The sequence below is a fragment of the Selenomonas dianae genome, from assembly GCF_030644225.1.
Lineage (GTDB): Bacteria > Bacillota > Negativicutes > Selenomonadales > Selenomonadaceae > Centipeda > Centipeda dianae.
Genome location: NZ_CP128650.1, coordinates 1,034,278 through 1,049,674 on the forward strand (window position 1 = coordinate 1,034,278; position 15,397 = coordinate 1,049,674).

Below are 15,397 nucleotides of genomic sequence, written 5' to 3' on the forward strand. Positions count from 1 at the left end.
ATTATAGGAGGAAACGCTGAAAAGCCTCTGAATACTTTCCCTCAGAGGCTTTTCAGTCTTCCCTTAAGTTCCTTTCAAAGAAAACGATATAAAGAGTATAAGAGAGAATAGTGTGTCAATACTATGGGAGGTGTCAGCAATGGTGGAACGTATTGAGCGAGTTATGCGCATAAAGCGTCTCAGGTTCAACAACGATGAGTTGTTCGAGCGGAAAAAAGGTTTTGAGGAGCGGGAACAGGACGAGTCCTTTGCATCCATTTTCAACGATGAAATGGAAAAGAAAAAAAATCAGCAGAACGAACACACTGCATCCCATGACAGAGCATATCATCTTGAGGTTGGCCGCCCGACACAGTCCCTTTTTTATCAGGGAAAAGCTGATATTTCAGTGGTGAAGGGTAAGCTGCCTCATGCCGGATGATGTGCATGGAATGCGGTTGGCTCTCGCGGAGGCGGAACGTGCCTATGTACTTGGTGAAGTTCCGATTGGAGCCGTCATTTTGAACGATTCCGGAGAGGTCATTGCCGGTGGATACAATCTGCGTGAAACACAACATGATGCAACAGCACATGCCGAACTGATTGCGATCCGGCGTGCCTGTCAGCGTCTCGGACGTTGGCGGCTCACGGGGATGACCCTCTATGTGACGATCGAGCCATGTCCAATGTGTGCCGGCGCAATTGTCATGAGCCGCATTAGCCGCGTGGTCTATGGAAGTACGGATACAAAGGCGGGAGCCTGCGAGTCACTCTTTAACATCACGGAATGCCCTGCGCTGAACCATCAGCCCGAAATGCGTTCCGGCGTATTGGCAGAAGAGTGTTCAGAGCTCATCAAGCGTTTTTTTCGCGCACGGCGAAAAAGCAAAGGCGCGCCATCATAGACAAACCGTTCCTCACTTACTTGCACTTCAAAAGCCGTCCACAGCGTTTTGCCGTGGACGGCTTTTACATGGGAAGAATTTACTTGAGTGCTTCCTGCAAAGTCTTCATATTATTTTTCATTGTGTCGATATAGGCATTCTTCGCCGCAGGGGTTGCCTCGCCGGTCACAACGGGATCGAGTGTATAAATCTTAGCGCCCGTTTCACGAGCGATGGTCTCAGCAGCAGCAGGGGAGTACTGCGGTTCGGTAAAGAGAACCTTCGAGGGGAGGGAATTGACCTGCTCGATGGTTTCCTGCAGTTCCGTCGGGGTCGGCTCCGTTCCCGGCTCACGTTCCACTACACCGATGATATTCAGATGGAACTCCTTTGCAAAGTAGGGGAATGCCTCATGGAATGTGACAACGTCCTTATGTGGTACATTGTCAAGTGCTGCGTGCATCTCTGTCTTGAGTGCTGTGAGTTTTTCGATGTATGCCGCAGCATTTTTTTCATACTGTGCCGCATGAGAAGGATCTGCCTCCTTGAGTTGGTCGGCAATGTTGCGTACCTGCGTGATCGCGTCCGTAACACTCAGCCAAACATGGGGGTTGTCACCCTCCTCATCGTGAATCAATGCAATACCGCGTGAGGCATCAATGACTTTCAGCTTTTTCTGCTGCTCCGTCACCTTGTCCATGAAGTCCTCCATACCGGCTCCATTGATAACGAAGGCATCCGCCTTTTCGAGCGTTTTCATATCCTCCGTCATGAGCTGATAGTCATGTAGGCAGCCCGTCTGCGGCTTCGTCATATTGTACACCTCGACGCCGTCCACACCATCCGTGATGTTGATGGTCGCAACATACATGGGATAGAACGAGGTCACAATACGGAACGGCTCTGCCGTTTTCTTTTCTGCAGCCTTGTCTGTAGTGCCGCAGCCGACAAGGGCAACGGAAAGGACAAGGAGCAGGAGAGATAGAATCTTTGTTGTTGTACGCATGGGTATCAGATCTCCTTAATACAGCTGAACGTTGTGTGAATTAGGTGAAATTTCACGGATAAAATAATAACGCACACTGAGAGATAATGTCAATATAAAATATAAAATTTTTTTATCGTTGCATACTATGTATAAATAAGTGTTCAAGAGAATAGATGATTATATCATCCTCTGTCTTGTGAAATTTTCATAACACGATTGACATGGATTATCCCCATGGGGTATAATGTGTTTGCATCATTTATCGGTGCAACATTACTCCGCGCGTGGAGGGAGGGGAAATGCATGGCAAATGAAATCAAGGTCGGCAAAAATGAGTCGATCGATAGTGCTCTCCGCCGCTTTAAGCGTATGTCACAGAAGGCCGGCACGCTTGCCGAAGTTCGTAAGCGTGAACATTACGAGAAACCGAGCGTACGCCGCAAGAAGAAGTCTGAGGCAGCGCGTAAACGCAAATACAGGGGCTGATTGCAAAGAGGCATCCGTGGACGCTGTGCCACGGATGTTTTTCTATTTATGTCTGTATTATGTCTGTATTATGTCTGTATGAAAGGATGAAAACCTATGTCATTGATGGAAAAACTGACTGCGGATATGAAGGAGGCCATGAAGCACGGAGAGAAAGAGCGTCTCTCTGTGATCCGTTTGGTGCGCGGTGCCGTTCGTCAGGCTGAGATCGACGGGAAGAAGACACTGAGCGATGATGAAATCATCGGTGTTATTACCAAGGAAGTGAAGATGCGGCGGGACTCCATTGAGGAATTCGAACGTGGGAACCGTGCTGATCTCGTAGAGAAAACGCAGGCAGAAATCGCGATTCTGATGCCGTATCTCCCCGAACAGCTCAGCGCCGATGAGGTGAGGCGAATTGTAGAGGCAGCGGTTTCCGAGGTCGGCGCAACGACAGCAAAGGATATGGGCAAGGTCATGGGCGTGCTCATGCCGCGTGTCAAAGGGCGTGCCGACGGAAAACTCGTCAATGAAATTGTTCGCTCACTTTTGAAGTAAATGTTTCTCTTATGTTAAAATCCCCGCACATTCCTTTTGACAAAAGTGCGGGGATTTTCGTATAATTGAAAAGAAAATAAATCATCAAAGGAGCGGATGATATGGCGGAGAAGGAAAAAAAAGACAGCAAACGCGATAAACCCATGACACGCGAAGAGGCACTGGAAAACGCGCTCAAGCAGATTGAGAAAAATCATGGAAAGGGGGCAATCATGCGCCTTGGCGAAGCCAAGGCAAACATGAACATCGAGGTCATCTCGACGGGGATTCTCCCGCTCGACATTGCCCTTGGCGTTGGCGGTATTCCACGCGGAAGGATTATCGAGGTATATGGGCCGGAATCCTCAGGAAAGACAACTGTTACTTTGCACATGATTGCCGAGGCACAAAAGGCAGGGGGACTTGCTGCATTTATCGACGCGGAACACGCGCTTGATCCGGAGTATGCACGCAAACTTGGGGTAAACACCGATGATCTCCTGATTTCCCAGCCCGATACAGGTGAACAGGCACTTGAGATCGTAGATGCGCTCGTGCACAGTGGTGCCATAGATATTATCGTGGTGGATTCTGTGGCGGCACTCGTTCCAAAGTCGGAGATCGAGGGCGACATGGGATCGTCCGTCGTCGGTCTCCAAGCGCGTCTGATGAGCCAGGCGATGCGCAAACTCACGGGCATCATCAGCAAAACCCGCACCGTTGCCGTCTTTATCAACCAGCTGCGCGAAAAGATCGGTGTCACCTACGGCAATCCGGAGACGACAACAGGCGGTCGTGCACTGAAGTTCTACTCCTCTGTGCGTATTGATGTACGTCGCGCCGATTCCATCAAACAGGGAACGGAGTCCCTCGGAAACCGTACGCGCGCGAAGATTGTCAAGAATAAGGTCGCACCGCCCTTTAAGACAGCGGAATTTGACATCATATATGGTGAGGGAGTTTCACGTCTGGGCAGCATCATCGACATGGGTGTCGATCTGGACATCGTAAACAAAAGCGGTGCATGGTATGCCTATGAGGGGACGCGGCTTGGTCAAGGAAAGGAAAACGCAAAGGCGACCTTGGAGGAAAAACCGGAACTCATTGCCGAGATTGAAGAAAAGATCCGCACAAAAATTCTTGTCGAAGGGGTAACCCCGAAGAAGAAGGGCGGGTCAAAAAAAGCCGCTGCAGACGCAGATCAAGAAACAACTGATCTCCCGGAGGAAGAGGCAATGCCGGAGACGGAGGAATGAGTGATACAGGGGCGAAGCGTTCCCGAAAGGCGACGGACAAGACTGCACTGATAACGGCGGTCGACTACCTTGCGCGGCAGGCGCACAGCGAACAGAAGCTGCGCGAAAAACTCACGCGCAAGGGCTTTCCCGCAGAGGAGATCGATGCTGCCATCGCGCGTCTCATCGAGCGTCACTATCTTGACGATACGGATCTCTGCACGCAGCAGTTTATGTATCTCTACAACGAAAGTCGGAATTCCGTTCGTCAGATCTGTGCGAAACTCATGCAGCGCGGCTTCGATCACGACCTTGTATGGAGCGTTGTCCCCGAGGATACCTACGAGCGGGAAACAGCCGCCGCCGAGCGCGTGCTTGCAATGAAGTTCAAGCCAACAGACAAGTATCAAAAGATGATGGCAAATCTCTATCAGAAGGGGTTTTCCGTCGATGTATCACACGCAGCCGTGCGAAATTTTACGGAAAATGCAGAAGATTAGAGAGAAAGGGATATCCATGATGAACAGACCCGAGACCTCGGAAATGATTTTGGTACTGGATTTTGGTGGACAGTACAATCAGCTCATTGCACGCCGCGTACGGGAAAACCACGTCTATTGCGAGGTACATCCTCATACGTTGTCCTTGGATCGCATTCGGGAACTCGCACCGCGCGGCATCATTCTGACAGGCGGTCCGAACAGCGTCTACGGGGCGGAAGCCATAACGGCACCGAAAGAACTCTTTGCACTGGGGATTCCTGTCCTCGGCATCTGTTACGGCGCCCAGCTGATGGCACATCTCTGCGGCGGGCGCGTTGAAACTGCTCCCACGAGTGAATACGGGCGGACAGAAGTCGACATCACGGACAAAGCGTCCCGTCTGTTTGACGGGATTCCGGCCAAAAACATCTGCTGGATGAGCCACACGGACTATATCAGCGAGCTTCCCGCAGGCTTCCATACAACGGCAGACACTCCCGTCTGTCCGATTGCGGCGATGGAGAATCCGCGTCAAGGGCTTTATGCTGTGCAGTTCCATCCCGAGGTCATGCACACGGAGCATGGAACTGAGATCCTGAGAAATTTTGTCTATCACGTCTGCAAATGCACGGGTACATGGCGCATGGATTCCTTCGTACAGAAAACCATTGAGGAACTGCGTGAAAAGATCGGTACGGGGCGTGCACTCTGTGCGCTCTCAGGCGGCGTTGACTCCTCCGTTGCAGCAGTCCTGCTCTCCAAGGCAATTGGCAGCCAGCTCACCTGCGTCTTTGTCGATCACGGACTCCTGCGCAAGAATGAGGGGGATGAGGTCGAAGCCGTTTTCGGAACATCCGGCACCTACGATGTCAACTTCATCCGCATCAATGCGCGTGATCGTTTCTATGCAAAGCTCAAGGGGGTAACCGAGCCGGAGGCAAAGCGCAAGATCATCGGTGAGGAATTTATCCGCGTATTCGAGGAGGCTGCACATGAGATCGGTGCAGTGGACTTCCTTGTGCAGGGAACGATCTACCCCGATGTCATTGAGAGCGGACTTGGTAAATCTGCGGTCATCAAATCGCACCACAACGTCGGTGGACTACCCAACCATGTAGATTTTAAGGAGATTGTCGAGCCGCTCCGTCTGCTCTTTAAGGACGAGGTGCGTGCAGCCGGGCGTGAGCTGGGCATTCCGGACTATCTCGTCGACCGGCAACCGTTCCCGGGACCCGGTCTTGGCATCCGCATCATTGGCGAGGTGACGGCAGAGAAGGTTCAGATTGTGCAGGACGCGGATGCCATCTACCGTGAGGAGATTGCGAAGGCGGGCATCCAAAAAAATCTCGGGCAGTATTTTGCTGCGCTTACCAATATGCGCTCCGTCGGTGTCATGGGCGATGGACGCACCTATGACTATGCCGTTGTCCTGCGTGCCGTTGAAACCAGTGACTTCATGACCGCAGAGGCAGCACAGCTCCCGTGGGAAGTCCTGTCAAAGGTGACCACGCGCATTGTCAACGAGGTACATGGTGTTAACCGCGTCCTCTATGACTGTACAGGAAAGCCGCCGGCAACGATCGAACTCGAATAAACGAAAATAGCGCAGAGATCCTTACATATTAAGGTTCCCTGCGCTTATTTATTTTTCGTGATCCCCGTTTGACCCCTTATTTTGTTGCAGGATCGCTTTCGATGGTGTCAATGATCATATCTCGCTCCTGCGGATATAGATGAGCATAGATCTGCAGTATGTCTTCAAAACATGTAGTTTTGTGCTATGAAAATAATCTCTTGATTTTACAATCTACCTTTCTGAATTGCTGTATCGCCTCCTTGCATATTTTGATGTTCTCTGCTATAACTTAGTGTATATCTCTATCTCAATTTGCGTTGGGGGAGTACATATTTTCTGTGAGGAGTGACGGCGATGAAGCTGGTTGTGACGATTGTCGGACGAGATCAAGTCGGTATTGTGGCGATGGTGAGCGGAATTCTCGCGGAGCAGCGCGTGAATATCATGAATGTGAATCAGAATATCATGGATGGGTTCTTCAACATGGTCATGATTGCCGAGATGCCGGACGATGCGGAGATCCGCTTGAAGGATTTGCAGGAACTCTTGCGTAAGAAGGGCGAGGAGCGCGGTCTGGAGATCAAACTCCAGCATCAGGAGATTTTTCAGGTTATGCACAGTATTTGAGCGAGGAGCGGCAGAGTGATTACATTTGACGACATCCGTGAAACCAATCGGATGATTACGGAGAACCGCCTGGATGTGCGTACGATCACGATGGGCATTTCTCTGCGTGACTGTGCGCATCCGAACATTGACAAGTTCTGCCAGAATGTGTATGAGAAGATCACACGCTCGGCAGAGTATCTCGTTCGCACGGGCGAGGATATCGAGAGGGAGTATGGCATCCCCATCATCAACAAGCGTATCTCCGTTACGCCGATTGCGATTGCGGCGGACGCGTGTCAAACGGATTCGTTTGTGCCCGTGGCGGAGGCGCTTGATCGTGCGGCAAAGGCGGTCGGGGTCAACTTCATCGGCGGTTTTTCCGCGCTCGTTGAAAAGGGGATGACGCACGGCGATCGTGTGCTTATCAACTCAATTCCTCAGGCAATGGCAGCGACGGATATTGTCTGTTCGTCGGTGAACATTGGCTCGACCAAAGCGGGCATCAATATGGATGCGGTGCGCGAGATGGGGGAGGTGATCAAGCGTACGGCGGAACTGACGCGTGAGCAGGAGGCAATCGGCTGTGCAAAGATCGTTGTGTTTTGCAACGCACCGGGAGACAATCCCTTTATGGCAGGGGCGTTTCACGGGGTTGCCGAGGGCGACCGCGTTATCAATGTGGGGGTCAGCGGACCCGGTGTTGTGAAGCACGCGCTTGAGGATCTCAAGGGCGCGGATTTCACCGAGATCGCCGAGACGATCAAGCGTACGGCGTTCAAGATTACGCGTGTGGGACAGCTCGTCGCACGCGAGGCGTCGCGCCGTCTGGGCGTGCCGTTCGGCATTATTGATCTCTCGCTTGCGCCGACTTCGGAGGTCGGCGACAGTGTGGCACGTATTCTTGAGGAGATGGGGTTGGAGGCGTGCGGTGCGCCGGGGACGACGGCTGCGCTCGCACTCCTCAATGACGCGGTGAAGAAGGGCGGCCTGATGGCGAGCTCCCATGTCGGAGGGCTCTCGGGTGCATTCATTCCTGTGAGCGAGGATGAGGGCATGATTGATGCGGTAGAGCGCGGCAGCCTTTCGATTGAGAAACTTGAGGCGATGACTTGTGTCTGCTCGGTCGGTCTCGATATGATCGCGATTGAGGGCGATACGTCTGCGGCAACGATCTCTGCCATCATCGCGGACGAGGCGGCCATCGGCATGGTGAACAATAAGACGACGGCGGTGCGTGTGATCCCTGTACCGGGCAAGAAGGTCGGCGAGGGCGTATCGTTCGGCGGTCTCCTTGGTTATTCGCCGATTGTACCCGTGCGCAGCGGATTCAGCTCGGCGGCGTTCATTGCACGCGGTGGGCGAATTCCTGCGCCGACGCGGTCGCTGACGAACTGATATGAGAGTAACGAAAGCCATTAAGGCGGAGCAGCTGCGTATCCTGAAGGAACTCTATCCGAATGCAAAGCCCGCCCTCACGTTCAAGACACCGTTCGAGCTGCTGATTGCGGTGATTTTGTCGGCACAGTGTACGGATGTGCGCGTGAATGTGGTAACGGGACGGCTGTTTCAATATGCGAATACGCCGGAGGCGATTGCCGCACTTGGGCAGGTGAAGCTCGAAACGGCGATTCATGACTGTGGATTCTTTCGTATGAAGGCAAAGCATATTCTGGAGATCTGCCATATCCTCTTACAGGAATACAGCGGGGAGGTTCCCGCCGATTTCGAGGCACTGCAAAAACTCCCCGGGGTCGGGCGCAAGACGGCGAATGTCGTGATGAGCGTTGCGTTTCATGCGCCTGCGATTGCGGTTGATACCCATGTGTTCCGCGTGGCGAACCGTTTGCGCCTTGCGGTCGGCAAGACCCCGCTTGAGGTGGAGAAAGGGCTGCAAAAGGCAATCCCGCGCACGGATTGGAGCGACGCACATCACTGGCTGATCCTGCATGGACGACAGCTCTGCAAGGCACGCAAACCGCTCTGCAGCGAATGTCCGCTCGCTCAAGTTTGTCCGAGCAGTGCCGCATAAAATCCCGATGAAAGGGGCGTGAGAGCATGATTTACCGAAAGGCGCGGTTTGGCGATGTCGAGTCCATATATGGGCTCGTGCATATCTATGCCGCACGGGGGGAGATGCTCCCACGTTCGCGCAACACTCTCTATGAAAATTTGCGTGACATGATTGTTGCAGAGGATGACGGGACTGTTGTCGGTGTCGGCGCACTGCATATCATGTGGGATCGGCTCGCCGAGGTACGCATGATGGCGATTGCTCCTGCGCGTACGCGGCAGGGCATCGGTGCGGAGATTGTCGGGTATCTGCTCACAGAGGGAGACGCACTCGGGATAGAGAAGGTGTTCACGCTCACCTACAAGCCGGAATTTTTTCGCAAACTCGGTTTTATCCGCATCAGTCGAGAGGAACTGCCGCAGAAGGTGTGGAAAGAGTGCATCGACTGTCCGAAGTATCCGAACTGTGATGAGATCGCTATGGTAAAGGTATGATGGAGGGGCATTATGATTGTTGTGATGAATTCGAGAGCGACACAGGAAAATATCGATCATGTCACGGCGAAGATAGAGCAGGCGGGACTTCGCACACATTTGTCCCAAGGTGAAGATCGTTTCATCATCGGGGTGATCGGAGATAAAAAGCTCATTGCGGGGCTCGAGATGAATATGATGGATGGTGTTGAAAAAACAGTTCGCATTACGGAGAAGTATAAGCTGGTCAGCCGTGATTTCCATCCGGCGGATACGATTGTGGATGTGGCAGGCTTTCCTATCGGGGGTGAGCAGCTTGCTGTTATGGCGGGGCCATGCTCGGTCGAGAGTTACGACCAACTCTATGAGGTTGCGGTCAAGGTCAAGGCTGCGGGGGCAGAGTTTCTGCGCGGCGGTGCGTTTAAGCCGCGTACGAGCCCGTATGACTTTCAGGGGCTCGGGCTTGAGGGGCTGAAAATTCTCCGCGATGTCGGAGATAAGACGGGGCTGCGCGTCGTTACCGAGATCGTTGACAAGGATGATATTGAGGTTGTGTCGGAGTATGCCGATCTTCTTCAGGTTGGTGCACGCAATATGCAGAACTTCCAAATGCTCAAGGCACTCGGCAAAACGAAGATGCCCATTCTTTTTAAGCGTGGACTCTCAGCGACGATCAGCGAGTGGCTGAATGCAGCCGAATACATTGCCTCGGGTGGGAACGAGAACATCATCTTCTGTGAGCGCGGCATCCGTACGTATGAAACCTACACGCGCAATACGATGGATCTCAATGCCGTTGCGGCACTCAAGGAGCTCACGCATTTCCCCGTCATTGCCGACCCCAGTCACGGAACGGGGCGTTGGCAGATGGTGCGCCCGCTGGCGCGCGCCTCCGTTGCCGTCGGGGCGGATGGTCTCATCATCGAGGTTCATTGCCATCCGGAGTGCGCTCTTTCGGATGGAGATCAGAGTCTTGTTCCGCGTAATTTCGAGCAGCTGATGGATGAGGTACGTCAGATTGCACCCGCAGTCGGTCGGCGCGTATGAGCGGAACGAAGCTCGCCATCATCGGTGTCGGGCTCATCGGCGGCTCGCTCGGACTTTGTTTGAAGGATGCGCTCGGTGAGGAGATCTATATCACGGGACTCTGCCGCTCCGAGAAGTCCATGCGTGCAGCGATGGAATGTGGTGCGGTGGACTGCGCCTCGTCTGATCTTGCGACGGTGGTCGGAGCTGCGGATATTGTTTATCTCAGCCCGCCTGTTTTGCAGATCGTACCGATGGTGAAAAAAATCCTTCCCTATCTGAAAGATGGTGCAATCCTGACCGACGCGGGCAGTACAAAGGGCTATGTTTACGATGCACTGCATGAAATACTGCCTCCGTATGTGTATTATGTACCCGGGCATCCGATGACGGGACGCGAAAAGAGCGGGGTCGAGGCAGCGACAAAGGATCTCTTTGTCCACAAGGCGTATGTCATCATTGATGATCCGCAGATACCGCAGGCGGTGAAGGATCGTCTGATGGCGATTTTAAGGCTCACAGGTGCGAAATTTACCACGCTCGACCTTGCACAGCATGACCGCTGTGCAGCAGTTATCAGCCACGTTCCCCATCTGGCGGCAGCAGCGCTCGTCACACTGCTCAACCGGAGCGGTGATGATCTGGACTCGTGTCTAAAGCTCATCGGCGGAGGGTTCAAGGATACGACGCGCATTGCTTCGTCCAATGCGGATATGTGGGCGGACATCTGCATGACGAATGGGAGGTCGATCGCGGACTCCATGCGCCAGCTGCAGGCGATTCTCGGTGAAGTTATTACTGCCGTGGAAGCAGGGGATCGACAGGCGGTGTACGATTATTTCAGCGCGTCAAAGTGGCGCCGTGACAGTATTCTGCACGACGCAGAACAGAAATTTGATACAAATTGAAGTTTTTAAAAAAACCCTCTTTTTTTTAGAACGTATATATGCTATGATAAAAGCGGCTATGTGTGTACGAAAACCTGTCAGGGGGTATTACCGTGAAGAAAACCAGAATCTCCACACGGCGTCAATCCGAAATTTTGCAGTATATCAAGGACTTTCTCGTCGAAAAGGGCTATCCGCCCTCGGTGCGTGAGATTGGGTCGGCGGTCGGACTGAAGTCCAGTTCAACCGTGCATCGTTATCTTTCCATGCTTGAGGAAAACGGGGCAATCCGTCGAGATGCGACAAAGCCGCGCGCCATCGACATCATGGGGGAGAATCCGTGGGGACGTACGATCCCGGTGCCGCTCGTCGGGACGGTGACGGCGGGAGAGCCGATCCTTGCGGAGCAGAATGTGGAGGAAGTATTCTCCTTTCCGCGCGGACTTATTGGCACGGCAGAGGATGTGTTCATGCTGCGCATTCAGGGCGACAGCATGATTAACGTCGGGATATTCGACGGAGACTTTGTGCTCGTGCGGCAGCAGCCGACAGCGAACAATGGTGAGATTGTTGTCGCGCTTGTTGACGGTGAGTCGGCAACGGTGAAGCGTTTCTTCCGTGAGAAGAACTGCATTCGCCTCCAGCCGGAAAACGACTCGATGGAGCCGTTCTACGAGACGGATGTCCGAATCCTCGGCAAGGTCATCGGCCTCTATCGCCATATTTGAAAGACCTTTTGTGGGAGCACTGTGCGAAAAGGATGGTGCTGTAGGTTTGTCAATCATATGTTACACAAGAGAGAAGCAGAGAAAGAGTCTCACGAGGAGACTTCCATCCGAGGGGACGCATCGGAAAATTGTTATACTCCCTGTTTCTCCGTGCAAGCTGCACCTTGAAATCCTCAAACGAGTAAAACGTATGCGTGGCGTAAAACTCCTCGTTGTCCTTTCGGTGGGAACGCTCTACCTTACCGTTATGCCTCGGCGTATAGGGGCGAATCTTCTGGTGTGCAATGCCAAGACGCTTTAACTCCTTTTCAAACAGCGTCAGATTTTCTTCATCCGCCGCTTGGAAACGCTTGGTAAACTCCGCCCCGTTATCTGTCTGTACTTTATGTATCTTGAACGGGAAACGACGGATGAGCTGCTGCAGGAAAAGCATGGATGAATATGTTGATTGCTCCTTAAATGCCGCAATAAAGCGAAAGCGTGTACATTCGTCAATCGCTGTGTATTGGTACATCTTCTCGCCCTGCTCTTTTGCCTGTCCGACAATGCAGGCGGAGGGAACGACTTTGACATCAATCTGAACTTTTTCTCCGGGGAAGGTTGCCTGCTGATATGGTTTTGGCTGATATACAGGTTTCTTGGGCTTGCTTGTTTTAAGCCCCAGACGTTTCATGCAGCGGTAAAGACCGGCAATGGAGCGTGTATACCCCTTTTTACGCAGGCGCACCCAGAAGCGGACAAGACCCGTATTGGGACGACGTTTGCGCATCCGCCGAATGAGGGCAATCTCTTGATCGGAGTGTTCGTTGGGGTGATGATGGGGGCGTCGCGACTTTGGTGCGAGGGATTTGGGTGTACCATCGTAGCGATTACGCAGTCGATAGATGAACTGGCGATAAGTGCGGTACTTAATGGCAGCCTTTGTGACGCCATGCTGATCTGCATAGGAAAGAATCGCTTGATAATACTTGATGTCCTGTGTTATGCTTTTCATGAGAAAGCCTCCTTTGTGTGTGGTTTGTTTTGCTAGATAGAGCATAACACAAATGGGCTTTCTCTTTTTATTTACTTGTGTAACATATCTATTGTAATCCTACACAGAGCACTGTGCGAAAAGGATGGTGCTCTCTTTTCATTTGCCCGGAACAATGATATAATAATTTTGTTTTTCTGTCATTTGAGAGGTGATTATGGCAAAGAATTTACGCAGTGGCTACACGACGGGCGCGTGTGCGGCGGCGGGAGTCAAAGCTGCGTTTCTCTTTATGGCGGGGGCGGATTGGAGTACGGTTGACCTGATTGCGCTCGACGGAACGCCTCTGACGATTCCGGTGAAGTCTGTCACGGAGACGACAGAGGGGATTCGAGCCGAGGTGGTGAAGTTTTCGGGGGATGATCCCGACATCACGAACGGTGCCTCCGTGTTCACCACGGTCGCGCTGCGCGATGAGGCAGGTATTGAGTTCTGTGCGGGCGAGGGTGTCGGTACGGTGACGAAGCGCGGCATGAGTCTCCCCGTCGGTGAGCCGTCGATCAATGAAGGCCCACGAAAGTTGATTCGCAACGTCATTGAGGAGATGACGGGGCGTACCGATACAGGTGCACGCGTGACGATCGCCATTCCCGCAGGCGTGGAACTGGCGAAGAAAACCTTGAACCCCGTACTTGGCATCGAGGGTGGAATCTCCGTGATCGGGACGACGGGAGTCCTCCGTCCGATGTCGGAGGAGGCGTTCAAGGATTCCCTTGTGCCACAGATCGATGTGGCACTTGCGGCGGGCGAGCCGGTGCTCGTATTCGTACCCGGAAAGATCGGGGAGAAAATCGCACGTTCGCTTGGTGTACCGCAGACAGCACTGATCGAGACGAGCAATTTCATCGGGTTTATGTTGGATCGTGCCGCAGAGCGTGGGGCGGAGAAAATCCTCATCCTCGGTCATACGGGGAAACTTGTGAAAATGGCGGCGGGGGTGTTTCACACGCACAACCGCATTGCAGATGCACGCCTTGAAACGCTTGCCGCTTATGCTGCGGCAGAGGGGCTGGCGCAGGATGCTGTGCGTGCCGTTCTTGCAGCGAATACGACGGAGGATGCGATGGAGATCATCTCCGCTGCAGGTCTGATGGAGCAGGTCTGTGCCGTGATTGCAGAGCGCGTCCATATTCGCGCAGAACGCTATCTCTTCGGCAGGGTTCAGGTCGGTGCGCTGATGGTGAACTTTGCGGGGGATATTCTCGGTACAGATGCACGGGCGCGTTGCTTCGCCCGTGCATACGGATGGAGACTTGAGAAGTGACGCATAAAATCATCGTTGTTGGAATAGGCCCGGGAGATTCTGCCTATCTGTTGCCAAAAGCACAGAAAATAATTGACAATGCCCGTATTCTTGTCGGGGGACGACGTGCACTTGCAGATTATTCACGCAGCGGAGCGCGGGAGTGCGCCATCGGTGCGGATATTCCTTCGGTGCTTTCCTTTATTCGGGAGTCTCTTGCAGAGGATGATGTGGTGGTCATGGTCTCTGGCGACCCCGGTTACTACTCTTTGCTTGACGCTCTGCGCCGTACGTTTCCCATCGGGCAGATCGATGTTGTGCCCGGCATCAGCTCGTTGCAGCTCGCGTTCGCACGGATGGCTCTGCCGTGGCACTCGGCACGCCTCCTCAGCTTTCACGGGCGGGAGCCCATGGAGACGGAACTCTTTCGTGCACCCGAGGCTGTGCTCGGGATGCTGACGGATGGGCGCAACAATTCACAGACGATTGCCACACGTCTGCTTTCCTGTGGTTGGCGGGAGAATGACCGTATGTACGTGTGTACGCGGCTTTCGTATGAAGATGAGGAAATTATTGAGATGACATTGGGTGCGGCAAAGGCTGGTACAGGCATCGGTCACGGTGTTATTATTGTCTGCGCACATGAGGAGAATGTATGAATCTTGGAATAAAGGACGAGGCGTTTGTACGCGGCAAGGTACCCATGACGAAGGAGGAGATTCGCATCCTCACACTCGCCAAGGCACAGATCGAGCGCGATTCCGTCGTCTATGATGTCGGTGCGGGCACCGGATCGCTTTCGATCGAGGCGGCGCGACTTGCTCCTGCGGGGCATGTGTATGCGATTGAGAAGAATCCCGAGGGCATTGGTCTGATTGCGGAGAACGCAAGACATTTCGGGGTGGAGAATATTACCGTCGTCGAGGGGGCCGCCCCTGCGGCACTGGAGGGGCTTCCTGAACTTGATGTGGCTTTGATTGGCGGCAGCGGGCGAAAACTCTCGGACATTCTGGATATTATCGGAGAGCGTCTGCGTTCTCACGGGCGTATCGTGACGAATGCGATCACGGTGCAGACGGTCGCCGCCTGTCTGGATTATTTTCATGCACACGCAGACAGCTATACATACGAAGCGATACAGGTACAGATCAGCCGGTTGGAGCGTGTCGGTCCATACGATATGGCAAAGGCACTCAACCCCATCTATATTATCACAGCTCAGAGAAAGTGAGGAATCT

Annotated in this window: 19 protein-coding genes; 17 read left to right on the top strand and 2 right to left on the bottom strand. The window is 53.1% G+C overall.

Going from position 1 to position 15,397, the window contains the following annotated elements; translation table 11 throughout:
• Positions 1 to 139 precede the first annotated feature (139 nt).
• Together QU667_RS05080 and tadA are read left to right on the top strand one after the other, a co-directional pair.
• A complete protein-coding gene (locus QU667_RS05080; RefSeq protein ID WP_304988225.1) occupies positions 140 to 421 on the top strand; it encodes a hypothetical protein in 282 nt (93 codons plus the stop codon).
• Complete coding sequence (gene tadA, locus QU667_RS05085) at positions 411 to 884, top strand: tRNA adenosine(34) deaminase TadA (RefSeq protein WP_304988226.1); 474 nt, start codon at positions 411 to 413, stop codon at positions 882 to 884. Before QU667_RS05080 ends, tadA begins: the two co-directional genes overlap by 11 nt.
• 79 nt (positions 885 to 963) lie before the next feature.
• Here tadA and QU667_RS05090 read toward each other — a convergent pair whose 3' ends face one another.
• Entirely contained in the window at positions 964 to 1,869 is a 906-nt protein-coding gene (locus tag QU667_RS05090) for a metal ABC transporter substrate-binding protein (protein ID WP_304988227.1), read from the bottom strand.
• Between the two features lie 285 nt (positions 1,870 to 2,154).
• Here QU667_RS05090 and rpsU point away from each other — a divergent pair, with 285 nt between their 5' ends.
• From rpsU to lexA, 12 genes are all read left to right on the top strand, one after another.
• Complete coding sequence (gene rpsU / locus QU667_RS05095) at positions 2,155 to 2,337, top strand: 30S ribosomal protein S21 (protein WP_005841552.1); 183 nt, start codon at positions 2,155 to 2,157, stop codon at positions 2,335 to 2,337.
• 96 nt (positions 2,338 to 2,433) lie between these two features.
• Positions 2,434 to 2,877, top strand: coding sequence for a GatB/YqeY domain-containing protein (locus QU667_RS05100; protein ID WP_304988228.1), 444 nt, complete (start codon positions 2,434 to 2,436; stop codon positions 2,875 to 2,877).
• Between the two features lie 101 nt (positions 2,878 to 2,978).
• On the top strand, positions 2,979 to 4,112 hold the full coding sequence (recA, locus tag QU667_RS05105) for a recombinase RecA (protein ID WP_304988229.1): 1,134 nt from the start codon (positions 2,979 to 2,981) through the stop codon (positions 4,110 to 4,112).
• Positions 4,109 to 4,591, top strand: coding sequence for a regulatory protein RecX (locus QU667_RS05110; protein ID WP_304988230.1), 483 nt, complete (start codon positions 4,109 to 4,111; stop codon positions 4,589 to 4,591). Before recA ends, QU667_RS05110 begins: the two co-directional genes overlap by 4 nt.
• Positions 4,592 to 4,607: 16 nt before the next feature.
• Positions 4,608 to 6,167: a glutamine-hydrolyzing GMP synthase gene (gene guaA, locus QU667_RS05115; protein WP_304988231.1), complete on the top strand. Its 1,560-nt coding sequence runs from the start codon at positions 4,608 to 4,610 to the stop codon at positions 6,165 to 6,167.
• A gap of 336 nt (positions 6,168 to 6,503) precedes the next feature.
• Complete coding sequence (locus QU667_RS05120) at positions 6,504 to 6,776, top strand: ACT domain-containing protein (RefSeq protein WP_009656698.1); 273 nt, start codon at positions 6,504 to 6,506, stop codon at positions 6,774 to 6,776.
• A gap of 15 nt (positions 6,777 to 6,791) precedes the next feature.
• The gene (locus QU667_RS05125; protein ID WP_304988232.1) at positions 6,792 to 8,153 is read left to right on the top strand and encodes a PFL family protein; all 1,362 of its coding nucleotides are present in this window, start codon (positions 6,792 to 6,794) and stop codon (positions 8,151 to 8,153) included.
• Between the two features lies 1 nt (position 8,154).
• The gene (gene nth, locus QU667_RS05130) at positions 8,155 to 8,787 is read left to right on the top strand and encodes an endonuclease III (protein ID WP_304988233.1); all 633 of its coding nucleotides are present in this window, start codon (positions 8,155 to 8,157) and stop codon (positions 8,785 to 8,787) included.
• Between the two features lie 26 nt (positions 8,788 to 8,813).
• Positions 8,814 to 9,263, top strand: a complete 450-nt coding sequence (locus QU667_RS05135) for an N-acetyltransferase (protein ID WP_304988234.1) — start codon at positions 8,814 to 8,816, stop codon at positions 9,261 to 9,263.
• A 12-nt stretch (positions 9,264 to 9,275) separates the two neighbouring features.
• Positions 9,276 to 10,289 (top strand): 3-deoxy-7-phosphoheptulonate synthase, encoded by a 1,014-nt coding sequence (gene aroF, locus QU667_RS05140; protein ID WP_304988235.1) that lies wholly within the window; start codon positions 9,276 to 9,278, stop codon positions 10,287 to 10,289.
• Positions 10,286 to 11,176: a prephenate dehydrogenase gene (locus QU667_RS05145; protein ID WP_304988236.1), complete on the top strand. Its 891-nt coding sequence runs from the start codon at positions 10,286 to 10,288 to the stop codon at positions 11,174 to 11,176. The genes aroF and QU667_RS05145 overlap by 4 nt, the downstream gene beginning before the upstream one ends.
• A 92-nt stretch (positions 11,177 to 11,268) precedes the next feature.
• Positions 11,269 to 11,883, top strand: coding sequence for a transcriptional repressor LexA (gene lexA / locus QU667_RS05150; RefSeq protein ID WP_304988237.1), 615 nt, complete (start codon positions 11,269 to 11,271; stop codon positions 11,881 to 11,883).
• Between the two features lie 49 nt (positions 11,884 to 11,932).
• On the opposite strand, the gene QU667_RS05155 is transcribed toward lexA, so the two are convergent.
• The gene (locus tag QU667_RS05155) at positions 11,933 to 12,877 is read right to left on the bottom strand and encodes a DDE-type integrase/transposase/recombinase (protein WP_304988024.1); all 945 of its coding nucleotides are present in this window, start codon (positions 12,875 to 12,877) and stop codon (positions 11,933 to 11,935) included.
• Between the two features lie 196 nt (positions 12,878 to 13,073).
• On the opposite strand from QU667_RS05155, the gene cbiD reads away from it, so the two are divergent.
• Genes cbiD through cbiT form a run of 3 tightly spaced genes read left to right on the top strand, consistent with a single transcriptional unit; the run spans position 13,074 to position 15,390 of the window.
• Entirely contained in the window at positions 13,074 to 14,180 is a 1,107-nt protein-coding gene (gene cbiD / locus QU667_RS05160; RefSeq protein WP_304988238.1) for a cobalt-precorrin-5B (C(1))-methyltransferase CbiD, read from the top strand.
• Positions 14,177 to 14,818, top strand: a complete 642-nt coding sequence (gene cbiE, locus QU667_RS05165) for a precorrin-6y C5,15-methyltransferase (decarboxylating) subunit CbiE (protein ID WP_304988239.1) — start codon at positions 14,177 to 14,179, stop codon at positions 14,816 to 14,818. Before cbiD ends, cbiE begins: the two co-directional genes overlap by 4 nt.
• A complete protein-coding gene (gene cbiT, locus QU667_RS05170; RefSeq protein WP_304988240.1) occupies positions 14,815 to 15,390 on the top strand; it encodes a precorrin-6Y C5,15-methyltransferase (decarboxylating) subunit CbiT in 576 nt (191 codons plus the stop codon). The genes cbiE and cbiT overlap by 4 nt, the downstream gene beginning before the upstream one ends.
• The last annotated feature ends 7 nt before the right edge of the window (positions 15,391 to 15,397 follow it).